Source organism: Pseudomonas arsenicoxydans (assembly GCF_006438915.1).
GTDB classification, from domain to species: domain Bacteria; phylum Pseudomonadota; class Gammaproteobacteria; order Pseudomonadales; family Pseudomonadaceae; genus Aquipseudomonas; species Aquipseudomonas arsenicoxydans_A.
On sequence record NZ_RCZE01000002.1, the window covers coordinates 388,866 to 413,986 of the forward strand.

Below are 25,121 nucleotides of genomic sequence, written 5' to 3' on the forward strand. Positions count from 1 at the left end.
TACATGTAGGAAGTCAGACCGGCTCTTTCTTCACCCGGAACCAAGCCGCATACAACGCCGGCAAGAACAACAACGTCAACGCCGTTGCCACAATTAACCCGCCCATGATCGCCACCGCCATCGGCCCGAAGAACACGCTGCGAGACAACGGAATCATCGCCAGCACCGCGGCCAGCGCGGTCAATACAATCGGGCGGAAGCGGCGCACGGTCGCCTCGATGATCGCCTGCCAGGGCTTGAGGCCTGCCAAGATGTCTTGCTCGATCTGGTCCACCAGAATCACCGAGTTACGCATGATCATCCCGGACAGCGCGATGGTCCCCAGCATCGCGACAAAACCGAACGGTTGCCGGAACACCAACAGGAACAAGGTCACGCCGATCAGCCCCAGCGGCGCGGTGAGGAACACCATCACCGTGCGCGAGAAGCTGCGCAGTTGCAGCATCAGCAACGTCAACACCACCACGATGAACAGCGGCACACCGGCCTTCACCGAGTTCTGCCCGCGGGCGGAATCTTCGACTGTGCCGCCGACGTCCAGCAAGTAGCCGTCTGGCAATTCGGCGCGAATCGGATCAAGTGTCGGCATGATCTGCTGCACCAGCGTGGCGGGTTGCTCCTTGCCGTAGATGTCGGCACGAACGGTGACGTTTGGCAGGCGATTACGGTGCCAGATGATGCCTTCTTCGAAGCCGTATTCCAGCGTCGCGATCTGCGACAGCGCCACGCTGCGACCGTTGTCGGTCGGCACGGCCAGGCTTGGCAGCAACGACAGCTCGGTGCGTTCGTGCAAGGTGCCGCGCAGCAGGATTTCGATCAACTCATTGTCTTCGCGGTACTGGCTGACGCTGGAACCGGTCAGGGAACTTTGAAGGAACTTCGACAAGTTCGCCGTGCTCACGCCCAAGGCTCGGGCGCGGTCCTGATCGACGTTCAGGTACACCACTTTGCTCGGTTCTTCCCAATCCAGGTGGACGTTGGCCACGTGCGGATTCTCGCGAACCTTGGCCGCCACTTTACGTGCCAGCGCGCGGACTTCGTCGATGTGCTCACCGGTCACCCGGAACTGCACCGGATAGCCCACTGGCGGTCCGTTTTCAAGACGCGTGACACGCCCCCGCAAGGCCGGGAATTGTTCGTTGAGGGTTTCGATCAGCCACGTGCGCAGGCTTTCGCGATCCTCGATGGTCTTGGCCAGGACCACTACCTGGGCGAAGCTTGCCGCTGGCAGTTGTTGATCCAGTGGCAGGTAGAAACGCGGTGAGCCGGTGCCGACGTAGGCCACGTAATTGTCGATACCGGCGCGATCCTTCAGCATGGCTTCCAGGCGTTTGACTTCGTCGGCGGTGTTGCTCAAGGACGCGCCTTCGGCCAGTTTCAAATCGATCATCAGCTCCAGCCGACCCGACGCCGGGAAGAACTGTTGCGGCACGAAGCGGAATAACATCACTGAAGCAACAAACATCAGGATCGTCAGCACGATCACCGTTTTGCGTCGCCGTACGCACCATTCCACCAGACGTCTGACCCGCTGATAGAACGGCGTGCCGTAAGGGTCGGGCTGATCCGTGCCGTGTTTCGCCGCATGAATTTTCGCCAGGTCCGGCAGGAGTTTTTCCCCCAGGTACGGCACAAACACCACCGCGGCCACCCATGAGGCCAGCAACGCGATGGTCACCACCTGGAAGATCGAGCGGGTGTATTCGCCGGTGCTCGATTGCGCGGTGGCAATCGGCAGGAAGCCGGCGGCGGTGATCAACGTACCGGTGAGCATCGGGAATGCCGTGCTGGTCCAGGCATAACTGGCCGCCTTGACGCGGTCGAAGCCCTGCTCCATTTTGATCGCCATCATTTCCACGGCGATGATCGCGTCATCCACCAGCAACCCCAGCGCCAGCACCAACGCGCCGAGGGAAATCTTGTGCAGGCCGATGCCGAGGTAATACATGCAGGCAAACGTCATCGCCAGCACCAGCGGAATCGCCAGCGCCACCACCATGCCGGTGCGCATGCCCAGTGAGAAGAAGCTCACCAGCAACACAATCGCCAAGGCCTCCACCAGCACCTGAACGAATTCGCCGACGCTGGTTTTCACTGCGGCGGGCTGATCCGACACCTTGCGCAATTGCATGCCGGCCGGGAGGTTGTTCTGGATGCGGTCGAACTCGACTTCCAGCGCCTTGCCCAGCACCAGGATGTCGCCGCCGTCCTTCATCGCCACGGCCAGACCGATAGCGTTTTCGGCCATGAAGCGCATACGCGGTGCAGGAGGATCGTTAAAACCACGGCGAACGTCGGCCACATCGGAAATGCGGAACGTACGATCACCAACGCGGATCGGGAAGTTCTTGATCTCATCGACGGTCTGAAAATTCCCCGAGACCCGTAGCTGCAATCGCTCACTGGTGGTTTCGAAGAACCCGGCCGTCGACACCGCGTTCTGCTCTTCAAGCGCTTGTTGCACGGCGGCCAACGGCAGGCCAAGAGTGGCGAGTTTGACGTTGGACAGCTCGATCCAGATTTTCTCGTCCTGCAGTCCGAGCAGATCAACCTTGCCCACATCCTTGACCCGTTGCAGCTGGATCTGGATGCGGTCGGCGTAGTCCTTCAACACCGCGTAATCAAAACCGTCGCCGGTCAGGGCGTAGATGTTGCCGAAAGTGGTGCCGAACTCATCGTTGAAAAACGGCCCCTGAATGCCCGGTGGCAAGGTATGGCGGATGTCGCTGATCTTCTTGCGGACCTGATACCAGAGCTCGGGGATTTCCTTCGAATCCATGGCATCGCGCGCGATAAACGTCACCTGGGATTCACCCGGACGGGAGAACGAGACGATGCGCTCGTACTCGCCGGTTTCCATGAGTTTCTTCTCGATGCGTTCGGTGACCTGGCGCGACACTTCCTGGGCCGTGGCCCCCGGCCAGTTGGTGCGAATCACCATGGCCTTGAAGGTAAACGGCGGGTCTTCGCTCTGTCCGAGTTTGGTGTAGGAAAGCGCACCGACGACGGCCAGCAAGAGCATCAGGAACAGTACGATCTGGCGATTACGCAGCGCCCATTCGGAAAGGTTGAAGCGCATCGGGAATTACTCCTTGTCCGCCAGATTGACCACGCGGTTGGAGCGATCCACCGGACGCACTTGTTGCCCGTCATGCAGCACATGAACACCGGCGGCCACCACCCAGTCGCTGGCGTTAAGGCCTTCGAGCACTGGTACGGTTTTCTCGCCGAACGGACCGACCCGCACCGGGGCTTTTTTCAAGGTGTTGTTGGCGCCGAGCACCCACACGTAGGTCGCACCGTTTTCCGCGGTGACGGCTGATAACGGCACCGACAGTGCAATGGTTTCCGCCGTCTGGATGAACACCCGGGCGCTTTGGCCGAGCTCCGCCGGGACTTTGCCGGCGGTGAACGCGATGCGGGCGGCGAAGGTGCGCGATTTTGGATCGGCGGCAGGCGACAGTTCGCGGATGCGGCCGGCGAAGCGTTGATCAGGTTGGGTCCAGAGTTCTACCGATACCGGCTGACCCACCTTGAAGCGGCCGAAACTCTGCTCCGGCAGGCTGATCAACACCTCACGCTCGCCATCGGTGGCAATGGTGAAAACGGTTTGCCCGGCTGCCACCACTTGCCCGACTTCCACGGCCCGCTTGGACACGACGCCATCCTGAGGCGCGCGCAGTACCGCGTAGCTCGCCTGATTGGTCGAGACATTGAATTCAGCTTTGATTTGCTTGAGGCGGGCTTCACCGGATCGGTAAAGGTTTTCCGCATTGTCGTATTGCGAATGGCTGACCATCTGACGGTCCATCAGGGTCTTGTAGCGATCCCGCTCGGCGCGCACCAGGCTGAGATTGGCCTCGGCGGCGGCGACCTGGGCGCGGGTGGCTTCCAGTTGCAGGCGTACGTCTTGTGGGTCGAGCTCCGCCAGAGGCTGGTCAGCCTTGACGCGCTGCCCTTCCTCGACCAGTCGTCGGCTGACTTTGCCACCAATGCGAAACGCCAGGTCCGGCTCATACCGCGCCCGCACTTCACCGGGATAGCTTTCCATCGCCTGCGCCGAAGGCTCTGGCTGCACCACCATGGCCGGGCGAAGGGTGACTTGAGGCGCCTCTTCGTGACCACACGCAGTCAATAAAAACGCCAGAGTTGCTGGCAACGCGAGGGGCAAGGCATAGCGGAACATGGTGAACGACCTTTCGCTAATGGTGCTTGGAATAATTATACTGGCGAGTATGTTATTAATAGCAAACTCACCAGTCCAGTAATAAAAGCGAATATGCCGAACAATCTTTCAGCACCCAACGGTCCGGGCCGCCCCAAGGATCTGGCCAAGCGCCAGGCCATCCTCGATGCGGCGAAAATTCTGTTTGTGAGCAAGGGTTACGCGAACACCAGCATGGATGCCGTGGCGGCGGAGGCTGGCGTGTCCAAGCTGACTGTCTATAGCCACTTCAACGACAAGGAGACGCTGTTCTCCGCTGCCGTGGTCGCCAAGTGCGAAGAGCAACTGCCACCGCTGTTTTTCGAACTGGCGGATGGGGTTGCGGTAGAAACCGTGCTGCTGAACATCGCACACGGCTTTCATCAGCTGATCAACAGCGACGAATCGGTGAACCTGCACCGCTTGATGATCACCCTCGGCAGCCAGGACCCGAAACTCTCGCTGATCTTTTTCGAAGCCGGCCCGCAACGCATGCTCGATGGCATGGAGCGGTTGCTGACCCAGGTGGATCAAAGCGGTGTGTTGAGCATTGAAAAACCGCGTAATGCGGCTGAGCATTTCTTCTGCTTGCTCAAGGGCGGGGGCAATTTTCGGTTGCTGTATGGCTGCGGCGGGCCAGTGACCGGGGAGGCGGCCGAGGAACATGTGCAGGAAGTGGTGGAGTTGTTTATGCGGGCTTATCGGCCCTAGACAGCCTGACAGGATTCGACCGCCTGCACTGGCCCCTTCGCGAGCAAGCCCGCTCCCACATTTGATCGAGTCCCCTCATGGGAATGCGGTTGAATGTGGGAGCGGGCTTGCTCGCGAAGCAGGCAACTCGGTATCAGGGTTTGAGCGCTTTCTTCGGATAAATGTCATACCGGCTGGATTTCCCGTCCAGCGCATGACTCGGCTTGGGCCCGGCAATACACGGTGCCTTGCGCGGCCGCTTGACCACCACCCGGTGACTGGCCAATGCCAATGCGGCTTCCAGCAACGCTGGCGCATCCGGGTCATCCCCCACCAACGGCCGGAACAAGCGCATTTCTTTCTTCACCAACGCGGTTTTCTCGCGATGGGGAAACATCGGGTCGAGGTAGATCACCTGCGGCGGCTCACCTTCCCAATTGCGCATCACTTCAATCGAGTTGCCCTTGAGCAAACGCATGCGCGCGACGATGGGCGCCACGTCGAAATCTTCAGCGCCCCGCGCCAGACCATCCTCCAGCAAGGCGCCGATCAGCGGCTGACGCTCGATCAGGCTCATCTCGCAGCCCAGGCTCGCCAGCACGAACGCATCCTTGCCCAACCCCGCCGTGGCATCCAGAACACGCGGACGCACGCCCTGCGCAATGCCAACAGCCTTGGCGATCATCTGCCCCGTGCCGCCACCGAACAACCGGCGATGCGCCGCCCCGCCTTCGACGAAGTCCACCCGCACCGGCCCCGGCGCATCCGCCCCGAGCTGTTGCAGCTGTAAACCCTCCTCACCGACCTGCAAGGCAAAGTCGCCGTCATCCACCTGCAACGGCAAGCCCAGGCGCTCGGCCCATTGCTCGGCCTGGGGCTGAAAGGTCGTGCCCAGGGCCTCGACATGGATGCGGCAAACCGCCGGTTGATCAATCATCGGAAAACACGCTCAAAAAATTAATGATCGGCAAAAACGGCCGATAACAAAACTAACGGGCATTTTGCCAGAGCTGAGCGTCGACCGAGAGAAATGTCAGACTTTCAACCCACAATCACAGGTTTTATCTCGCCCTACGGCGATTACAACCTGCGAAACACCCAGGCGTTGGGCGGTGTCAGTCACCTGTGGCAAGATTTTTTTGCCCGGGCGTTGGCCGATCAGCCGGGTGATGGGGTTCCCGAGTCGCTCAAGTTTCCACCGGTCGATCTCGACAGCCCGGTCGAGCCCACCGTCGGCAGCGATCTGCTGGCACACATCGTCTCCCAGCGCGAATGCAACGTGACGGATACCGTGGTCCGCCCACCGGAGCCACTGTTTTTGCCGATTGCCGAGTTCGAAATGGACCTGGCCGACAAACCGGCCCCACCGTTCCCGCGGGAAGAAATCGTCGCTCAGCAGAAACAACAGGACTTCGAAAGCGGCTGGGTTCGCCCTATCGTGCTCACCGCCGGTCAACCCGTGCCGGAAGCCGGCCCGGCGCCACAACCGCGTCCGCTGCACCTGCCCATCGCCGAATTTGAAATGGACCTGCTGGACAAGCCGTTCCCGCCGTTCTCCCCAGATGAACTGGTGGAACAACAGAAACAACTCGATTTCGATAACGGCTGGGCTCGCCCGATCGTTCTGCAAAACCTGCGCATCGCCGCCTGACCTTCAATAACAGGCTCTCAGAAAAACCGCAGCCTCAACCTTTGAACAGTTGGTTAGCCTTCGCGTACGGCATGGAGCGCGAGGTAAATCCGAACGTGCCCGAAGTCTTGATTTCTTCAGCCGCACGGAAAAACTCGCCATACGCCGCCAGCGCGAGTGCCGATCCAACGCTGATGCGCTTGACGCCCATTTCGCTCAACTGCTCGACCGTCAACTTGAGCCCGCCGGACATCAACACATTGACCGGTTTTGGCGCCACCGCACGGACCACCGCCAACACGTCTTCAGCGCTGCGCAGTCCCGGCGCGTAGAGCACGTCTGCGCCCGCTTCGGCGAACGCCTGCAAGCGGCGAAGGGTGTCGGCGAGATCGGGATTGCCGTGCAGGAAATTCTCCGCGCGCGCAGTCAGCATGAAGGGGAACGGCAAACTGCGCGCTACCGCCACCGCCGCTTCAACCCGCGCCACGGCATGCTCGAAGCAGTAGATCGGCGCCGCTTCACGGCCCGTGGCATCTTCGATAGAACCGCCAACCGCACCGGCCTCCGCCGCGCGCAAAATGCTCTGGGCGCACTCGGCGGGGTCATCGGCAAAACCGTTTTCCAGATCCACCGCCACCGGCAGATCAGTGGCCGCGACAATCGCCCGTACATTCGCCAGCGTATCGTCGAGGCTCAACGCGCCATCGGGGCGTGCATTGGAAAAGGCGTAGCCGGCACTGGTGGTTGCCAGCGCCTCAAAACCGAGGCTGGCGAGCATCTTCGCCGAGCCGGCGTCCCACGGGTTGGGAATGACAAAAGCCCCGTCGCGTTCGTGCAATGCTTTGAACGCCTGGGCTCGAAGGGTTTGCGCATCCATTGGGCAGGCTCCTGAAAAGGGGAAAGAATCCGCCTCAGAGCAAGCCAAGTTGCTCCGCTGCGGGTTCTCTGTATAGCTCAGGCAGCGGCGGCAGGCCAGGCAAACGCAGCATCAGTTGCGCGTGAAAACGTTGCGCGAGTTTGGCGGCCAGCAAGTTATCGGCGGTGTGCAGGAAGATGTAGGGCGTACGCCCCTCTTCGATCCACGCGGCGATTTTTTCGACCCATGGCAGCAGAAACGGATCGTTGGCTTCCAGCTGTGGATGGCCGATGAAACGCACCTGCGGGAACTGGGTGAATGCCGCCGGGCGTGGCGGCACTTTGGGCTTTTTCGATTGGGCGTGGAGCACCGAGGGATCGGTCGACGTGCAGCTGAACAGCGCACGCGGATCCAGGCAGATGCGTTCGACACCGCGATCCAGCAGCAGGCGATTGAGCATGCGCTCGGCATCACCCTTGGCGAAGAACGCATCGTGTCGCACTTCGACGGCCAGCGGTCGTTGCAGCGCATCAATGAACGCGGCCAATTCGGGCAATCGCTGCGGCGTGAAGCTTTTCGACAATTGCAGCCACAACGGCGAAACCCGCTCACCCAAGGGGCTGAGCAATTGCACGAAGGTTTCGGCGGCGGTCAGTTGCTCGCGCAGGTCACCGCCGTGGCTGATATCGCCTGGAAACTTGGCGGTGAAACGAAAGTGCTCGGGCATGGCCTCGGCCCACCGCTCGACAGTGGTGGCAGCCGGGCTCGCGTAGAAGGTCGTATTGCCTTCTACGGCATTGAATACTTGGGTATAGAGCGTTAGAAATTCGGAGGATTTCGCGTCTGGCGGGTAGAGGTAATCGCGCCAGGCGTTTTCACTCCAGGACGGGCAGCCGAGGTAGTAAGGCAGCCGCATCAGATGTACAGGTCGAGGCCCAGCACATCCGTATCCCAATCGACAAAAGTGGCCGTGCTCAGATAGCTGGCGAGCGCGGTGGCGACGCTTTTGCTCATGGCGCGGTGGTAGATCATGTCTTGCTGACGCGCCGGCAGATTGCTCAGGCGTTGCGCCGAGGCTTTGGCGGCACGGGCAGCCATTTGCTCTTCCGAGGGGATTTCCAGCTCACCGTCGATATCGACGTAATCGTCTTCCGCCACAGGGCCTTTGCGAGCCTTGCGCTTGATGGGGTAGGACTGAGAGGAAAGGCCGTCTATACGCATGAGTACATGTCCGGTATCAATGATGGCAGTTTAGTGGCGCAATGGCCGCTTCGCAAACCGCTTGGTGATAACTAGAACACAGAATCGGGAAAAGGTTTAAAAGCCGGGGGTATAAATCGACGATTGGCAGGCAGTGGAGCATCTATTGTGGCGAGGGGGCTTGCCCCCTCGCCACAAAAGCCCTCTGGATTACCGGGCTTTCGGCGTCGCCACTTTATCGCGCAGATAAACCGGTTGAGCCTCATCCGCCACAATCGCCTCACCCCGTGCCCAGGCAAACCGCGCGAGCGTCAGCAGGTCTTCGGCATGCGGCAACATACCGGCATCATGCCCGGTCAGGTTCACGGCAATGCGCTCGGCATACCCCCAACCCGTGCCCGCACCAAACCACACGCCGCTGGCATCCGCCGGCAACGCCGCCACTTCCGGCGACAACACGGCTTCATTGCCCACCAGGAGCATCTCCCCCGCCGTTTCGCGGTAGCAGCCCCAATACACTTCATCCATCCGAGCATCAATAGCCGACGCCACCTGGCTCACCCCGTGCTCCCGATACGCACGTTGCGCCAGCACCGCCAGGTTCGACACCGGCAACACCGGGCGATCCAGCGCAAACGCCAGGCCCTGGACCACACCAATGGCGATCCGTACGCCAGTAAACGCACCCGGCCCACGACCAAACGCGATGGCATCGACCGCTTGCAGTGTGGTTCCGGCATCAGCGAGCAATTGCTGGATCATCGGCAATAGCTTCTGCGCATGCAGGCGCGGGATCACCTCGTAATGGCTCGTGACTTTGCCGTCATGCAGCAAGGCAACGGAGCAAGCTTCAGTCGCGGTGTCCAGGGCCAGCAAGGTGCTCATCGATGTTTCCGTAAGAGAGGTCAGAAAAAGTGCGCCAGTATAAACAACTACGGCCCGCAAGCGGGCCGTAGAAGATGAAGCGTTTTTTAGCTCAGTGCTTCAAGCACTTTGCCGGTGATTGCTTCAACCGAGCCAACACCTTCGACGTGGCTGTACTTCGGTTTGCCTTGAGCGGCGGACAGCTCCTGGTAAAACTTCACCAGAGGCTCGGTCTGGGCGTGGTAGACCGACAGGCGATGACGCACGGTTTCTTCGGTGTCGTCTTTGCGCTGTACCAGCTCGTCGCCGGTGATGTCGTCTTTACCGGCAATTTTCGGCGGGTTGTAGACGATGTGGTACACGCGGCCGCTTGCCTCGTGAACACGACGACCGGCGATACGCTGGACGATGTCTTCGTCTTTGACGTCGATCTCCAGCACGTGGTCCAGCTCGACGCCGGCCTTCACCAGGGCTTCAGCCTGAGGAATGGTGCGCGGGAAACCGTCGAACAGGAAACCGTTGGCGCAATCGGCCTGGCTGATGCGTTCCTTGACCAGGTTGATGATCAGGTCATCGGAGACCAGACCGCCGCTGTCCATGACGCTCTTGGCGATCAGGCCCAACTCGGTGCCGGCCTTGACGGCTGCACGCAACATGTCGCCAGTGGAGATTTGCGGAATGCCGAATTTCTCGGTGATGAACTTAGCCTGAGTACCTTTACCGGCCCCGGGAGCTCCCAGCAGAATGACGCGCATCGATGTGCTCCTCAATTTTTTATATGGATAACGTCAGATTCGCCTCGTGGGGCCAATCTCAAAAATAGGGTCGTGGCCGCCCAAACGGCCAGAGGCTGACCAAGATACACAGCAGGCCCGGACCACACAAGCCGCCGAAAGTCGGAGAAACCGCTGCCTGACGTGACCTTTTGATGGAGTGCCCCAAGTCGCAACCCCATCATTAACTGTCGCCTGACCGACCTTTTCCGGCCTTCGCCCACAGGCACCCGACGCCCGCGCCGAGTGCCTTGCCCCACAGCAAAAACCTTAGCCGGTATTTCGCAAACCGGCGGCAATCCCCGCCACAGACACCAGCAACGCCTGTTCTACCGGGCTACCCTGCGCGACATCCTGTTGTCGCGAACGCGCCAGCAACTCCGCCTGCAATAGATGAAGCGGGTCGAGGTAGGTGTTGCGCAACCGGATGAATTCAAGGGTCTCCGGGCTATGTGCCAGTAGCTGCGACTGACCAGTCAATCCAAGGACCACGGCGCACGCCTGCGACAATAGGTCGCGTAAGTGCACACCTAAAGGAAGCAAATCCGGCTCGACCAGACGCTCATCGTAGGATTGGGCGATGTCAGCGTCCGCTTTGGCCAGGACCATTTCCAGCATGTCGATGCGCGTGCGGAAGAACGGCCATTGCTCGCGCATCTGCCCCAGGAGTTCGCCTTCACCGCGTTCCAGAGCCTTGCTCAACGCAGCCTCCCAACCCAGCCAGGCCGGCAACATCAGGCGCGTTTGCGTCCAGCCGAAGATCCACGGAATCGCGCGCAGGCTCTCGATCCCGCCGGCGCGGCGCTTGGCCGGACGACTGCCCAGCGGCAAGCGCCCCAGTTCCTGTTCCGGCGTTGACTGGCGGAAATACTCGACGAATTGCGGGTTCTCACGCACCACGGCGCGGTAGGCCTTGACCCCATCGGCGGCCAATTCGTCCATCAAATGCCGCCACGCGGGCTCTGGTGGCGGCGGTGGCAGCAAGGTCGCTTCCAGCACCGCGGCCAGGTACAGATTAAGGTTTTGCTCGGCGATGTCCGGCAGGCCGAATTTGAAACGAATCATTTCCCCTTGCTCAGTGGTGCGGAAACGCCCGGCGACCGAACCCGGCGGCTGCGACAGAATCGCCGCGTGCGCCGGACCGCCGCCACGCCCTACGGTGCCACCGCGACCGTGGAACAACAGCAGCTCCACTTGCTGCTCGCGGCAGATGTCGACCAAGCGTTCCTGCGCCCGATACTGCGCCCAGGCCGCCGCTGTCGTGCCGGCATCCTTGGCCGAGTCGGAGTAGCCGATCATCACTTCCTGCGGCCCCTGCAAGCGCGAACGATAGCCGGGCAGCAGCAACAGCTTTTCGATCACCGGGCCGGCGTTGTCGAGGTCCGCGAGGGTTTCGAACAGCGGCACCACACGCATCGGCCGCAGTACGCCAGCCTCTTTGAGCAGCAGTTGCACGGCGAGCACGTCGGAGGCGGCACCGGCCATGGAGATCACATATGAGCCCAGTGAAGCGCCAGGGGCGGCGGCGATTTCCCGGCAGGTCGCCAGCACTTCGGCGGTGTCGGCCGACGGTTTGAAATACGCCGGCAGCAACGGTCGCCGGTTGTTCTGCTCGCGCATCAGGAAGGCGATGCGCTCCTCCTCGCTCCAGTCTTCGTAGCGACCGAGGCCCAGGTAATCGGTGATTTCGGTCATGGCGGCGGTATGCCGCGAGGAATCCTGACGCACATCGAGGCGCACCAGGAACAGACCGAAAGTCACCGCCCGCCGCAGGCAATCGAGCAACGGGCCGTCGGCGATCACGCCCATGCCGCACTCATGCAGCGACTGGTAGCAGAGCTCCAGCGGATCGAGCAAGTCGCGGTTGTTTTGCAGCACATCGGCCGGCGCCGGGGTGGTCATCGTCAAGGATGCGTGCGCCCAATTACGCGTCGCCCGCAGACGTTCACGCAGTTGTTTCAGCACCGCGCGATACGGTTCGGCGCTGTCCCCAGCCTTGGCTTTCAAGGCCTCGCTAGCCTGTTGCATCGATAATTCCGCCGCCAGATGATCGATGTCGCGCACGTACAAATCGGCGGCCATCCAGCGCGCCAGCAGCAACACTTCACGAGTCACGGCCGCGGTCACGTTGGGGTTGCCGTCGCGATCGCCGCCCATCCACGAGGCGAACCGAATCGGCGCGGCCTCCAGTGGCAGGTGCAGGCCGGTTGCGTCAAACAGGGCTTTATCGGCCTTGCGCAGGTAATTGGGGATCGCCTGCCACAGCGAATGCTCGATCACCGCGAAGCCCCATTTGGCTTCATCGACAGGTGTCGGGCGAGTGCGGCGAATTTCTTCGGTGTGCCAGGCTTCGGCGATCAGGCGCTGTAATTTCGCCTGGATTTGCTCGCGTTCAGCCGGGGTCAGGTCACGGTGGTCTTGCGCCGCCAGTTGCGCGGCAATCGCGTCGTACTTCTGGATCAACGTGCGGCGCGCCACTTCGGTCGGGTGCGCGGTCAGCACCAGCTCGATCTCCAGTCGCCCCAATTGCCGGGCCAGCGCGTCGGCGCTGTGGCCTTCGGCGCGCAGGCGAGCGAGCAGTTCCGGCAACACGCGCGCCTCGAACGGCGCGGGCTGCGAGGCTTCGCGGCGGTGAATCAGCTGATATTGCTCGGCGATGTTGGCCAGGTTGAGAAACTGGTTGAACGCCCGCGCCACCGGCAGCAACTCGTCCTCGCTCAATTGGTTGAGGCTGGCGCTCAGTTCGGCGTCCATCGAGCCGCGTCGATCGGCCTTGGCGCCCTTGCGGATCTGCTCGATCTTGTCGAGAAACCCATCGCCGTACTGTTCACGAATGGTGTTGCCCAGCAACTCCCCCAACAGGTGAACGTCTTCGCGCAAGCGTGCATCAATATCGGTCATCAGCAGTTCTCCAGCAAAAAATCCGGGCGGCCATGAACATCATGCTTTGACCCCAAGAGTGCCGCCGTAAAGCCGTTCTTACAAGCAAACGACGAAGGGACTTTAAACCCGGCGCGCAGAAGCTAGTCTGAAGAGGAAGCCGCACAACGGCTTTCGCCGGCCATTGCCGGACACTGTCACGGCCTGCCACGAGCAGGAACGCATTGAGGTCACTATGAAAATTCGCGAGCTTGCCCAGCATTGGGAAGAAAACGCCAAGGGTCGCCTGACCGAGACGGGCTACACGATTCACCTGGACGTGGAAGCCGCCGCACGGCTGGCGGCCATTACCGAAATGTACCCCAAACGCCAACCTGAAGAGCTGCTCGGCGAGCTGATCGGTGCCGCCTTGGAAGAGCTGGAGAAAAGCTTTCCCTACGTGAAGGGCTCAACCGTTGTGGCGACTGACGAAGAAGGTGATCCGCTGTACGAAGACGTCGGTCCTACACCGCGTTTTCTCGCGTTGTCGCGGCGTCATTTGCACGATTTAGCGACCGGTAGCGAGAAGCAAAAACACTGATCCTGCCGATGTAAAACTGTAGGAGTGAGCCTGCTCGCGATAGCGGTGTGTCAGACGACAAAAGTGTCGAATGGCAGACCGCTATCGCGAGCAGGCTCACTCCTACAGGGGAAATAATATCCATCAAAATCGTGTGTGCCTGAGCAAAAAAAAGCCCAGGAATACCACCTATCGCCGCCAAAGTTCCCGATTTAGAGCCTTTCGTGGTTTTTCGCAGGCTGCGTGAATTTCTCTGAACTTTTAAAAAATGCCTACGGTCGTACCCAGTAACCACGCCTGGTACGGTCGTTTCATATCGCGCATTTAGTCAGTCGGTTACGGCTCCATACCAGGATGGATTTTGAAGTTTTACAGGAGTTATCCCAATGGAGTTGAAGACCATGAAAACCACCTCATCCACTCACTTGCGTGGCCTGAAACTGGCTGCCCTGGCCATCGGCAGCAGTTTCATTCTGGCCGGTTGCGCCGGTCATCCGCCGACCGAGCAATACGCGGTCACCCAATCCGCCGTCAATGACGCGGTCAGTGCTGGCGGCACCGAGTTTGCGGCCGTGGAAATGAAGTCCGCGCAGGACAAATTCAAACAAGCCGAAATCGCCATGCACGACAAAAAGTATGACGAGGCGCGGATGCTCGCCGAACAAGCCGAATGGGACGCTCGTGTGGCGGAACGCAAGGCTCAGGCGATGAAAGCTCAACAGACACTGAAGGACTCTCAGCAAGGTGTTCAGGAACTGCGTCAGGAAAGTCAGCGCACCGTGCAGTAAGCGCGCATCCAGACCCCGGACCTGAAGCTCTTACCGATTAAAAGGACGAATGATTATGCGTACACAATTGATGATCCCCGCTCTCCTCGCCGTCAGCGTTGCCCTGGCCGCCTGCTCCACCCCGCCTAACGCGAACCTGGAACAGGCGCGCACCAACTACAGCGGCCTGCAAGCCAACCCGCAAGCGAGCAAAGTCGCGGCACTGGAAACCAAAGACGCCAGTGATTACCTGGACAAAGCCGATCAGGCGTATCGCGACAAGCAAGACCCGGCCAAGGTCGATCAACTGGCTTACCTGACCACTCAGCGCGTTGAAGTGGCCAAGCAGACCATCGCCCTGCGCACCGCCGAAGCCAACCTGAAAAACGTCTCGGCACAACGTGCCCAGGCGCGTCTGGATGCGCGCGATGCACAGATCAAACAACTGCAGAACAGCCTGAACGCCAAGCAAACCGATCGCGGCACCTTGGTGACGTTTGGTGATGTGTTGTTTGCCACCGATCGCGCTGACCTGAAGTCAAGCGGTATGGCGAACATCAACAAACTGGCGCAGTTCCTCTCGGAAAATCCGGATCGCAAAGTGATCGTCGAGGGTTACACCGACAGCACCGGCACCGAGGGCCATAACCAGTCGTTGTCGGAGCGTCGAGCTGGTTCCGTGCGCACGGCGCTGGTGAAGATGGGCGTTGATCCAGCGCGCATCGTTGCTCAGGGTTATGGCAAGGAATATCCGGTCGCGGAGAATTCCAGCGTGTCGGGCCGGGCACAGAATCGTCGGGTTGAAGTGACCATTTCCAATGACAACCAGCCGGTGATTCCGCGTTCGGCTGTCAGCTCGAACTAAGCGTCACGCGGTAACCACAAAGCCCGGCCTGATCAGATCAGGCGGGGCTTTTTTGCACTCGGATACAATGACCGACGGTCGAAACTGTCATTTTTGACAGTAGAAAAAGACCCGATGTATGGGGTTTGCTATTCCTTCGACAACTTTGCGAAGGAAGCGACAACCATGACATTAATCTCAAGTGAAGGAACAGAAACCAGGATACCGGCCACAAGTTCCTGGTCACTTACCGGTTCATTGAATCAGGCCCGCCAGGATTTTTCCGCGACCCTGCTGCAAGATGGAAAAGTGCTGGTTGCTGCAGGCGCCGACCACGAATTCGGGGGTTCGATAATCTACAACTCAGTGGAAATCTACGACCCAGAGACTGCCCGGTGGACGCAAGTCGCTGATATGAACACTGGCCGCTATGGAGCCCAGGCGATCTTGCTGACGGATGGAACAGTGTTAGTGACCGCAGGCGCGGGCCATACGCACGGCATTGACGTGTCGGAAATCTACGACCCGAAGACTGACGCATGGACGAACACCGGTGTGTTGAACGCTCAACATGGTGCAACTTGCGCATCGATATCCCTACCTGATGGAAGAGTGCTACTCGCTGGTGGGTACGATGTGGCCATTGGATTCGTCAAAGCGGTGGAAATCTACGACCCGAAGTCTCGCGTCTGGGAGCGAATCGCTGACATGAACGTTGGCCGGAACACTTTCTCAATGACCCTTATGGGAGACGGCAAAGTGTTGGTCGCCGGTGGCAATTCCGACGCGGGGGGAAAGACGAATTCGGTGGAGGAGCTGGATCTGGAGACCGGAGTGTGGACGCCTATAGCGCCTATGCTGCACGCCCGCGTTAGATGCAGTGCGTTCCTGCTGCCAAGTGGTCACATAATGGTTGCTGGGGGGATAACCAACCTCGAAGGTACGGCCGAATTCTATAATCCTGAGACAGGTAGCTGGAGGGTGATGTCCATGCAAACGGGGCACGCCGCCACTACGGCAACCAGGATGAAAGACGGCAAAATACTTTTCATTGGCGGCGCCAATGATGTAATTGGCCCTACTCGTGAAGTTGAGCTCTTTGATCCAGAGACGGGAGAGTTTGAACCTATTGAAGAGACTCACGTTCTGTACCCCCGCGGTCTCGGTGTCTCAGCAACTCAGCTCCAAACTGGCGAAATATTGGTCGCCGGAGGACAGTTGGAACCCGTTACAGATAAAGCCATGCTTTTCACACCTTTCTTTATAAGAACTCCAAAAAATGGGTCTACTACCGGTCCCCGTCCAATCTATTCCGGCTTATCCTTGTTCGCTCACACGCCTGTAGCAGTGATCGACCAGTATGGAGAACTTATTGTCGCCACTGTTACCGACGCACAAGGACAATGGTCCGTTTCCTCCGCCATAGATTTGCAAGAAGGAAGCCACCGAATACAAGCGGTCATATCAGGAAAAGGCACCATGACCGTCGGGTTCGAAGCCTACGGGTCAACAGAAACAGGTTCAAAAAATTAACGCTAATGAGACCCAGTGCTTTGTTTTCGCATTCTGTAAAAACAGTTAGCTCTTCAATAAGTACAGGGTTCGTGAAGTCCCAAACAAGAAGGCCCGTCCGACCAAGTCAGACGGGCCTTCTTGTATCTGGCGATCACTCGCTTTCACAGATGATCCCGGTTGCAAATAGAAGTGCACTACGGTTGTAATTTTTGCGGCGTTTCTTGCCCCATGCAACGCACCGCTTTTTTCTTGCTGTCGACCAAGACACCGGTCAGGCCTTTTTGCTCGGTATCAAACATCACCAACACGCCATCAATGCACTGCGCCACTTGCGCGGCGGGCTCCAGGGAGACTTTGTAGTCCTCGCCCGGTACGGTCTTGAGCATGGTGAATTCGTTGAGCAGCAACGCATCCTCCGGCTTGGCGAAATGCAGGTAACCGTAGAACCACAAGGCACCCACAGTGCCGAGGATGCTGCAGATACCGGTGATGATCAGCGGGATGGCGTTACGTTCTTCACTCATTGCGGACTCTCTGGTGGTTCATCTTCTGAATTCGGGGGGGCCGGGTAATTGGGGATTTCACCCAGGCGGCGCAGGCCGTTGAAATGCTGCGGATCGTCGAGATAACGCAACATGACTTTTCGCCAGACCGGATCGGCGAAGGTCTGCACATGACCGCCTCGGGTCAGTTGCAGCACGCGCGGCGGCGGCGCAGCTTGATACAGACGGATGCCGTTGGAAAGGGGCACGATCGGATCGTCGATGCTGTGGTAGAGCAGTTTCGGCACGCTTTTGAGCTGCGGCATCGAGTTGATCGCGCTGTCGCTATCCGGCACCAGCCAGGACAACGGCACCTGGAACGGCCAGGTCAGCCACGAGTTGCTCAAGGCAAACTGGCCGACACTGCGATAGCTGGCGGGCGCTCCGTCGAGGATCAGGGCGGTGAGCTGTTTCTCTCGCTCGGGGTGTTGAACCAGGTAGTGCACGGCCATCGAGCCACCGAGGCTTTGGCCGAGCAGGATCAGCGGTTTGCCTTTGACCTCGGGGGCCTGATCGAGCCATTTGAACGCGGCGTCGATGTCCTGATAGATCGCCGGCAGGCTCGGTTTCCCTTCGGATAAACCGTAGCCGCGATAGTCGATCAGCAGCACTTGATAGCCTTCCTTGGGCAGCCACCAGCTCCCGCCCAGGTGCATCGGCAGGTTGCCGCCGTTGCCGTGCAGGTGCAGCACCGTGCCTTTGACGTCGACACCTTTTTTCGCGGGTAACCACCAGGCGTTGAGCTTGAGGCCGTCGGCGGTGACGAGGGTGACGGTGCGGTATTCGAGATGAGCTTTTTCCGGGGTGAACACCTGGCCGGGGTCGGGGTAGAACAGCAGGGAGCTGCAACCGCTCAAGGTCAGAAGCAGGCAAACCATGCCGAGGAATCTCATCCGTTGAAACCTCGCAAAAATGGATTGAAATATAGATCAAATGTGGGAGCGGGCTTGCTCGCGAAGGCGGTGTGTCAGACAACTAAAATGTTGAATATCAGACCGCTTTCGCGAGCAAGCCCGCTCCCACATTTTGACCGTGTGATCGTTAGAGGATGTTGGAGTAATCCGCTTCAATCCGGTCCAGGCTCAGGTGATTGAGGAAGTTGGAGAAGCACATCCATGCCGACAGCGCGTTCAAATCACGGAACTGATCCGGCAAATACTTCGGCGGCACCACCAACCCTTCATCCACCAACTGGCGCAGCGTGCGCATGTCTTCCAGCGTGGTCTTGCCGCAAAACAGCAGCGGGATCTGCTCAAGCTTGCCTTTGCGCACGGCCAACTGAATGTAGTTGTAAACCATGATGAAGCCCTTGAGGTAGGACAAGTCTTTGGTAAATGGCAGGCCGTTGGGCACCGAACCACGGAACACCCGGCTGGCGTTGCCGTAGCTTTCCGCCATTTCGAAACCTTGCTCGCGGAAGAACTCGTAGATCTGCAGGAAGTCTGCGCCCTCCTCCACCATGTGAATGGCGCGGGTGCGGTTGGTGAGTTTGCGCAGGCGACTCGGGTAGGAGGCAAAGGTGATGATTTCCATCAGGATCGCCAGGCCTTCCTGGGTCACTGTCGACGACGGCGGGCCCTTGGACAGGAAGGTGCAGATCGGCTGGTTCAACCCGTTGAGCGTGGTGCCGACATGCACCAGCCCTTCGTGGACTTCCAGGGCACGCACGTCACGGTCGTTGAACATCGCATCGGCGCGAATCTTGATGTAGTCGGCGCCGGCCGCCGCATCGGCGACGATCCCGTCGGACTCGAACACCCGAATGGTTTCTTCAGCCTCGCCAAACACCTTGTTCAAGCGGGTTTGCAGCAGGTGCACGGCTTCCTTGGCCGTGAGGATTTTTGGCTCATCCTTGAGATCGCCACGGCCGTCGATGTTGTTCAGGTAATCGGACAGCATCAGCCCCAGGTCAGCCAGGGTCGGGTCGCCGGCATGGAACGCGTCGGATGCAGCGCCATACAACTCTTGCGAGATCAGGCCGAAATCCTCGGTGCCGCGCGCTTCCAGCATGCGCACCACCATCCGGTATTCCTTGCACATGCGGCGCATGATCTGGCCGACCGGGTTGAACTGGCCGAGTTGACGGGTGATGTCGCGCTCGATGTTCTGGAATTCCAATTTCACTTTGCTGGAGTCAAAGGACAGTGGGCGGTTGAGGTAGTAATCGCGGTCCACCGCCGGCATTTCCTTGCCCTTGGCCTTGAGGAATCCCTTGCGGATGTTGTCGTCCCACTTGACCGCATCGAGGACGCGAATCGGCGTCTGCGCCAGCACAATGCGATCGGACAAAATGCGTATCGTCTGCTGGTAATCGTCCACCCGAAACTCCTGTAGAAAAACCGTTATGTGCTGAGTCTATTTGCTTTTGGCCTGGCGCTGATATCGCACCGCTTCGACGAAGACATCGGAATTGGCCGGATCGTCGAGGTAGGTGAAGACTTGATCCATTGCGTTGTCGACCAATACGCCGTCGCCGTCGTCGGTCTGGAAGCCTTCGCCGCTCAGGACTTTTTGTCCGAGGGCCTGGTTGATCTGCTCGGGGTCGAGGTTGTAGACCACCAATTCGTGTTTGTCCGTGAGCTCGAAACCGGCAATGGTGAAATGGCCGCCGTACTTGGCGGGCACCTTCGCCGACAGGTACCAGCGGCTGCCATGGCGCGAGACGGTGAAGGGATAGGCTTCGCGTTCGCCGGGTTTGGCCTTGAAGTAGCTGACTGCCTGATAGCGATGGTCGCCGATACGCGTCAGCTCCAGGTTCATCGGCTCGCCCCAGGCGTTGGTGCTGGTCCATTTGCCGAGCAAACCTTTGGGCGCGGGGTCGCTGGCGGGCAGCGGCTCCTTGAAGGTCACCAGACAGCCACTGAGCAGCAGGAACGACAAGGCGATCACGATGACGCGCCAGGCTTTCATTCAACACTCCCTATGAACACACGGTCCCAAGTGAACACTGTCTTAATGTGGGAGCGGGCTTGCTCGCGAATGCGGTGTACCAGTCAACACAGATGCTGAATGTTCAACCGCATTCGCGAGCAAGCCCGCTCCCACAGGATCGCAGTCCCACTGGGGGTTACACCGACGCGAGTACCAAGTGCATGTAGCGATTGAGGATACCAAGCATTTCTTCTTCACCCGCAGGCTCGGTGTCGTTGAGCAGGCCCTGATATTCCATCCGTCCGATAATCGCCGTCAACACTTTGGCATCCTCTTGGGGCTCACGCGAACCCAACACTTCGAAAAGCTGGCAGGTGCCCTGGAGAAGAATTTGCTGATGCGAGCGCACCAGTTCCGCCAGACGCGGGTTCAACAGGGCCTCCTGACGGAACGCCTGTTCAGCCATCAAGTGTTCGCGACGGTTGATCAATTGCCGGTGAACATAGTCCGTCATCAACCGTGCAATGTCGTCCGCCAACTGCGAGCGCGCCTCGGGGCTGCCATCGCCGCTGACCACCATCTCGCGCAGCAAGCCTTCGTTGTTCACCCACAACTTGGCCATGAACGCCGCGCTGCGTTCCACGTATTGGGCGAAGGTATCGGTGAGCAAGTCATCGATGTCCTTGAAATAGTAGGTAGTGGCCGACAACGGCACACCGGCCTCGGCCGCCACCGCACGGTGGCGTACGGCCCGCACGCCATCGCGCACGACAATGCGCATCGCCGCATCGAGAATGTCCTGTCGACGCTGCTCGCTGCCCTGTCGGCTGGCCTTGCGGCCCTGGTACTGAACACTTTCAGCGACCGCAGTGGCGATACCCGCTGCACCTTCTTGAGCCATTGCACGATTCACGACAGGTCTTTCCTCTCAGATGAAAGCAACAAATTGATACGTTTGTACCAGACAGGCAATAAAAAGCCGCCTGAAAAGGCGGCTTTTTAATTGAAACACTTACGCTTGCGGCCGCATGTGCGGGAACAGGATCACGTCGCGGATCGACGGGGAGTTGGTCAGCAGCATCACCAGACGGTCGATACCGATACCTTCACCGGCGGTTGGCGGCATGCCGTATTCCAGCGCACGAACGAAGTCGGCGTCGTAATGCATGGCTTCGTCGTCGCCCGCGTCCTTGTCCGCGACCTGAGCCATGAAGCGCTCGGCCTGGTCTTCCGCGTCGTTCAACTCGGAGTAGGCGTTGGCGATTTCACGGCCGCCGATGAACAGTTCGAAACGGTCGGTGACGTTCGGGTTGTCATCGTTGCGACGGGCCAGCGGCGACACTTCGAACGGGTACTGGGTAATGAAGTGCGGCTGTTCCAGCTTGTGCTCGACCAGCTCTTCGAAAATCATCACCTGCAGTTTGCCCAGACCTTCGAAGCCCAGCACCTTGGCGCCGGCCTTCTTGGCGATGGCACGCGCTTTGTCGATATCGGTCAGGTCGTCTGCGGTCAGCTCAGGGTTGTACTTGAGGATCGAGTCGAACACCGACAGACGCACGAACGGTTCGCCGAAGTGGAACACTTTGTCGCCGTAAGGCACGTCGGTGCTGCCCAGAACCAGCTGCGCCAGTTCGCGGAACAGTTCTTCGGTCAGGTCCATGTTGTCTTCGTAGTCGGCGTACGCCTGGTAGAACTCCAACATGGTGAACTCAGGGTTGTGACGAGTCGAAACGCCCTCGTTACGGAAGTTGCGGTTGATCTCGAACACTTTCTCGAAACCGCCAACCACCAAACGCTTGAGGTACAACTCAGGCGCGATACGCAGGAACATTTCCATGTCCAGCGCGTTGTGGTGAGTCTCGAACGGCTTGGCCGCTGCGCCACCCGGGATGGTTTGCAGCATCGGCGTTTCAACTTCGAGGAAGTCACGCTGCATCAGGAAGCTGCGGATGTGCGCGATGACTTGCGAACGGACGCGGAACGTCTGGCGCACTTCTTCGTTGACGATCAGGTCAACGTAACGCTGACGGTAGCGCTGTTCGGTGTCGGTCAGGCCGTGGTGCTTGTCCGGCAGCGGGCGCAGCGACTTGGTCAGCAGGCGTACGGTGGTCATTTCGACGTACAGGTCGCCCTTGCCGGAACGCGCCAGGGTGCCTTCGGCGGCAATGATGTCGCCCATGTCCCAGGTTTTCACCGCGGCCAGGGTGTCTTCGGACAGGGTTTTACGGTTGACGTAGACCTGGATGCGACCGGTCATGTCCTGGATCACCATGAACGAGCCACGGTTGAGCATGATGCGACCGGCAACCTTGACCGGGATTGCAGCCTCTGCCAGCTCTTCCTTGGTCTTGTCCGCGTACTGTTTCTGCAAGTCATTGCAGTAGTTGTCGCGGCGGAAGTCGTTCGGGAAGGCATTGCCCTTGGCGCGCTCGGCAGCAAGCTTTTCCTTGCGCAGGGCGATCAGGGAGTTTTCTTCCTGTTGCAGGGCTTGCGGGTCGAGTTCTAGGTCGCTCATGTCTTTAAATATTCCATCAGGTTCATTGTCCCCGGCCGTTGGCCGGGGATCGCCAGCAAGCCGGCTCCTACAGGGGGATCGGGTTACAAGCCTTGTTTCAGGCTGGCCACCAGGTATTCGTCGATGTCGCCGTCGAGCACCTTGTCGCAGTCGCTGCGTTCGATGTTAGTGCGCAAATCCTTGATTCGCGACGCATCGAGTACATACGAGCGGATCTGGTGACCCCAGCCGATGTCGGACTTGGTGTCTTCCAGGGCCTGGGAGGCGGCGTTGCGTTTTTGCACTTCCTGCTCGTACAAGCGCGCCCGCAACATTTTCATCGCGGTGTCTTTGTTGGCGTGCTGGGAGCGTTCGTTCTGGCAGCTGACCACGGTGTTGGTCGGTACGTGCGTAATACGTACGGCCGAGTCGGTGGTGTTTACGTGCTGACCACCGGCACCGGAGGAGCGGTAGGTGTCAATGCGCAGGTCCGACGGGTTGATGTCGATTTCGATGTTGTCATCGATTTCCGGCGACACGAACACGGCCGAGAACGAGGTGTGGCGACGGTTGCCGGAGTCGAACGGGCTTTTGCGCACCAGACGGTGCACGCCGATCTCGGTGCGCAACCAGCCAAAGGCGTATTCACCCTTGATGTGCACGGTGGCGCCCTTGATCCCGGCGACTTCACCGGCGGACAGTTCCATGATGGTCGCGTCGAAACCGCGCTTGTCAGCCCAGCGCAGGTACATGCGCAGCAGGATGTTGGCCCAGTCCTGGGCCTCGGTGCCGCCGGAGCCGGCCTGGATGTCCAGGTAGGCGTTGTTGGCATCCATTTCACCGCTGAACATGCGGCGGAATTCGAGTTTTTCCAGCGACTCGCGCAGGCGCTCGACTTCGGCAGCGACGTCATCGACGGCGGCCTGGTCTTCTTCTTCGGCGGACATCAGCAGCAGGTCTTTGGCGTCGGCCAGGCCGGAGTGCATTTCGTCGAGGGTTTCGACGATCTGCGCCAGCAGGGACCGCTCGCGGCCCAGTTCCTGAGCGTACGACGGGTTGTTCCAGACAGACGGATCTTCAAGCTCGCGATTGACTTCAGTCAGACGCTCATGCTTTTGATCGTAGTCAAAGATACCCCCGAATAGTTTCGGAGCGCTCGGACAGGTCCTTGATACTGTTAAGGATCGGGTTGATTTCCATGGCGGGCAGCACTCGTTGGCGAACTTTTGAAAGCCGGCGAGTATAACGGCAAACGGCCTGAAACGGCAGTCCGCCTGGCGGCTTAGGGGTGAATGGTTTTGGTGTGGCGAGGGAGCTTGCTCCCGCTGGGGCGCGAAGCGCGCCCAACAAATGGGACTGCTGCGCAGTCCAGCGGGAGCAAGCTCCCTCGCCACAGGGTCCCGTCAGGCAGGAAAACTACTCGATCCCAACCTGATTACGCCCATTGTTCTTCGCCAGGTACAGCCCCTTGTCCGCCGCCGAGATCAACTGGCGGCAATCGCTGCCCGGTTGCGGGACCATGGTGGAGAGGCCAATGCTGATGGTCAGGCTGGAGCCTTCGGCCGGTGAAATATGCGGGATCTTCAGCGCCGCCACGGTCTGGCGCAGTTTTTCCGCCACCAGGCGTGCACCGCCCGGCGTGGTATTGGGCAGCACCAACGCAAACTCCTCGCCACCATAACGGGCCGGCAGGTCGGACGGGCGAGCGCTCGCCTCGCGAATCGCCGTGGCCACCTTGCGCAAGGCTTCATCGCCCTCCAGATGACCGAAGCTATCGTTAAAGTCTTTGAAATAATCCACATCGATCATCAGCAGCGACAGCTGACTCTGGTCACGCAGCGAACGGCGCCATTCCAGCTCCAGGTATTCATCGAAATGCCGACGGTTCGACAGCCCGGTCAGGCCATCGGAGTTCATCAGCCGCTGCAGCACCAGATTGGTGTCGAGCAATTGCTGCTGGCTGACCCGCAACGCGCGGTACGCCGCATCGCGCTGCAACAGCGTCATGTAGGAGCGAGAGTGATAGCGAATCCGCGCGACCAGCTCGATGTTGTCCGGCAGCTTGACCAGATAATCATTGGCCCCGGCCGCAAACGCCGCGCTCTTGATCAGCGGGTCTTCCTTGGTTGACAGGACAATGATCGGAATGTCCTTGGTCGCCGGATGATTGCGGTACTCGCGCACTAGGCTCAAGCCGTCCAGACCGGGCATTACCAGGTCCTGAAGAATCACCGTCGGCTTGATGCGGATCGCCTGCGCGATGGCCTGGTGCGGGTCGGCGCAGAAGTGGAAGTCGATATTGTCTTCGGTCGACAACCCCCGGCGCACCGCTTCACCGATCATCGCCTGATCGTCCACCAACAACACCATGGCGGCGTTTTCGTCGGTGGTTTTGAAGTCGTCGAGCTGTAAGTCATTCATGGGCGGTCACC

At 59.6% G+C, this 25,121-nt stretch carries 23 protein-coding genes; 6 read left to right on the plus strand and 17 right to left on the minus strand.

Translation table 11 applies throughout. From position 1 onward, the window contains the following. Positions 1 to 13 precede the first annotated feature (13 nt). Both EAH78_RS05315 and EAH78_RS05320 read right to left on the minus strand, forming a co-directional pair. Positions 14 to 3,079 (minus strand): efflux RND transporter permease subunit, encoded by a 3,066-nt coding sequence (locus tag EAH78_RS05315; RefSeq protein WP_140666390.1) that lies wholly within the window; start codon positions 3,077 to 3,079, stop codon positions 14 to 16. Between the two features lie 6 nt (positions 3,080 to 3,085). Further along, positions 3,086 to 4,186, minus strand: coding sequence for an efflux RND transporter periplasmic adaptor subunit (locus EAH78_RS05320; RefSeq protein ID WP_140666392.1), 1,101 nt, complete (start codon positions 4,184 to 4,186; stop codon positions 3,086 to 3,088). A gap of 93 nt (positions 4,187 to 4,279) precedes the next feature. Between EAH78_RS05320 and EAH78_RS05325 the strand changes: the two genes are divergently transcribed. Beyond that, complete coding sequence (locus EAH78_RS05325) at positions 4,280 to 4,915, plus strand: TetR/AcrR family transcriptional regulator (RefSeq protein WP_140666394.1); 636 nt, start codon at positions 4,280 to 4,282, stop codon at positions 4,913 to 4,915. Between the two features lie 133 nt (positions 4,916 to 5,048). Here the strand turns inward: EAH78_RS05325 and EAH78_RS05330 are convergent, their stop codons facing one another. Further along, positions 5,049 to 5,831, minus strand: a complete 783-nt coding sequence (locus tag EAH78_RS05330) for a class I SAM-dependent methyltransferase (protein ID WP_140666395.1) — start codon at positions 5,829 to 5,831, stop codon at positions 5,049 to 5,051. 93 nt (positions 5,832 to 5,924) lie between these two features. Between EAH78_RS05330 and EAH78_RS05335 the strand changes: the two genes are divergently transcribed. Next, positions 5,925 to 6,545 (plus strand): energy transducer TonB, encoded by a 621-nt coding sequence (locus EAH78_RS05335; protein WP_140666398.1) that lies wholly within the window; start codon positions 5,925 to 5,927, stop codon positions 6,543 to 6,545. A gap of 34 nt (positions 6,546 to 6,579) precedes the next feature. Here EAH78_RS05335 and EAH78_RS05340 read toward each other — a convergent pair whose 3' ends face one another. From EAH78_RS05340 to ppc, 6 genes are all read right to left on the minus strand, one after another. Next, a complete protein-coding gene (locus EAH78_RS05340) occupies positions 6,580 to 7,401 on the minus strand; it encodes an isocitrate lyase/PEP mutase family protein (protein ID WP_140666403.1) in 822 nt (273 codons plus the stop codon). A 34-nt stretch (positions 7,402 to 7,435) separates the two neighbouring features. Then, entirely contained in the window at positions 7,436 to 8,296 is an 861-nt protein-coding gene (locus EAH78_RS05345) for a DUF72 domain-containing protein (RefSeq protein ID WP_140666410.1), read from the minus strand. Further along, positions 8,296 to 8,601 carry a hypothetical protein gene (locus EAH78_RS05350; protein ID WP_123433679.1) on the minus strand — a complete coding sequence of 102 codons (306 nt, stop codon included), beginning with the start codon at positions 8,599 to 8,601 and terminating at the stop codon, positions 8,296 to 8,298. The genes EAH78_RS05345 and EAH78_RS05350 overlap by 1 nt, the downstream gene beginning before the upstream one ends. Before the next feature lie 189 nt (positions 8,602 to 8,790). Continuing rightward, positions 8,791 to 9,465, minus strand: coding sequence for a tRNA (adenosine(37)-N6)-threonylcarbamoyltransferase complex dimerization subunit type 1 TsaB (tsaB, locus tag EAH78_RS05355; RefSeq protein ID WP_140666413.1), 675 nt, complete (start codon positions 9,463 to 9,465; stop codon positions 8,791 to 8,793). 86 nt (positions 9,466 to 9,551) lie between these two features. Further along, positions 9,552 to 10,199: an adenylate kinase gene (adk, locus tag EAH78_RS05360; RefSeq protein WP_027924949.1), complete on the minus strand. Its 648-nt coding sequence runs from the start codon at positions 10,197 to 10,199 to the stop codon at positions 9,552 to 9,554. 288 nt (positions 10,200 to 10,487) lie between these two features. Continuing rightward, positions 10,488 to 13,118, minus strand: a complete 2,631-nt coding sequence (ppc, locus tag EAH78_RS05365; protein WP_140666415.1) for a phosphoenolpyruvate carboxylase — start codon at positions 13,116 to 13,118, stop codon at positions 10,488 to 10,490. Positions 13,119 to 13,332: 214 nt separating this feature from the next. Between ppc and EAH78_RS05370 the strand changes: the two genes are divergently transcribed. From EAH78_RS05370 to EAH78_RS05385, 4 genes are all read left to right on the plus strand, one after another. Next, positions 13,333 to 13,677 (plus strand): pilin assembly protein, encoded by a 345-nt coding sequence (locus tag EAH78_RS05370; RefSeq protein WP_140666417.1) that lies wholly within the window; start codon positions 13,333 to 13,335, stop codon positions 13,675 to 13,677. Between the two features lie 365 nt (positions 13,678 to 14,042). Continuing rightward, positions 14,043 to 14,444 carry a DUF4398 domain-containing protein gene (locus EAH78_RS05375; RefSeq protein WP_140666419.1) on the plus strand — a complete coding sequence of 134 codons (402 nt, stop codon included), beginning with the start codon at positions 14,043 to 14,045 and terminating at the stop codon, positions 14,442 to 14,444. Between the two features lie 55 nt (positions 14,445 to 14,499). After that, positions 14,500 to 15,288 (plus strand): OmpA family protein, encoded by a 789-nt coding sequence (locus EAH78_RS05380; RefSeq protein WP_140666422.1) that lies wholly within the window; start codon positions 14,500 to 14,502, stop codon positions 15,286 to 15,288. 165 nt (positions 15,289 to 15,453) lie between these two features. Beyond that, on the plus strand, positions 15,454 to 16,800 hold the full coding sequence (locus tag EAH78_RS05385; protein WP_161599669.1) for a Kelch repeat-containing protein: 1,347 nt from the start codon (positions 15,454 to 15,456) through the stop codon (positions 16,798 to 16,800). Positions 16,801 to 16,976: 176 nt separating this feature from the next. Here the strand turns inward: EAH78_RS05385 and EAH78_RS05390 are convergent, their stop codons facing one another. The 8 genes from EAH78_RS05390 to EAH78_RS05440 form a co-directional block, all read right to left on the minus strand. Continuing rightward, the gene (locus EAH78_RS05390; protein WP_140666426.1) at positions 16,977 to 17,306 is read right to left on the minus strand and encodes a hypothetical protein; all 330 of its coding nucleotides are present in this window, start codon (positions 17,304 to 17,306) and stop codon (positions 16,977 to 16,979) included. Continuing rightward, positions 17,303 to 18,217: an alpha/beta hydrolase gene (locus tag EAH78_RS05395; protein ID WP_140666428.1), complete on the minus strand. Its 915-nt coding sequence runs from the start codon at positions 18,215 to 18,217 to the stop codon at positions 17,303 to 17,305. The genes EAH78_RS05390 and EAH78_RS05395 overlap by 4 nt, the downstream gene beginning before the upstream one ends. A 148-nt stretch (positions 18,218 to 18,365) precedes the next feature. Beyond that, a complete protein-coding gene (locus EAH78_RS05405; protein WP_140666430.1) occupies positions 18,366 to 19,643 on the minus strand; it encodes a flavohemoglobin expression-modulating QEGLA motif protein in 1,278 nt (425 codons plus the stop codon). Positions 19,644 to 19,679: 36 nt separating this feature from the next. After that, a complete protein-coding gene (locus tag EAH78_RS05410; RefSeq protein WP_140666432.1) occupies positions 19,680 to 20,234 on the minus strand; it encodes a hypothetical protein in 555 nt (184 codons plus the stop codon). Between the two features lie 157 nt (positions 20,235 to 20,391). Beyond that, complete coding sequence (locus tag EAH78_RS05420; RefSeq protein WP_170219101.1) at positions 20,392 to 21,108, minus strand: TetR/AcrR family transcriptional regulator; 717 nt, start codon at positions 21,106 to 21,108, stop codon at positions 20,392 to 20,394. A gap of 99 nt (positions 21,109 to 21,207) precedes the next feature. Then, positions 21,208 to 22,710, minus strand: a complete 1,503-nt coding sequence (gene lysS / locus EAH78_RS05425) for a lysine--tRNA ligase (RefSeq protein ID WP_140666434.1) — start codon at positions 22,708 to 22,710, stop codon at positions 21,208 to 21,210. 83 nt (positions 22,711 to 22,793) lie between these two features. Then, positions 22,794 to 23,889, minus strand: a protein-coding gene (gene prfB, locus EAH78_RS05430) for a peptide chain release factor 2 (RefSeq protein WP_095920368.1) whose coding sequence is annotated in 2 segments (ribosomal slippage) — positions 22,794 to 23,816 and positions 23,818 to 23,889 — 1,095 coding nt in all. Because the reading frame shifts where the segments join, the coding sequence is not laid out codon by codon here. A gap of 216 nt (positions 23,890 to 24,105) precedes the next feature. Further along, positions 24,106 to 25,110 carry a diguanylate cyclase domain-containing protein gene (locus tag EAH78_RS05440; RefSeq protein WP_140666436.1) on the minus strand — a complete coding sequence of 335 codons (1,005 nt, stop codon included), beginning with the start codon at positions 25,108 to 25,110 and terminating at the stop codon, positions 24,106 to 24,108. Between the last annotated feature and the right edge of the window lie 11 nt (positions 25,111 to 25,121).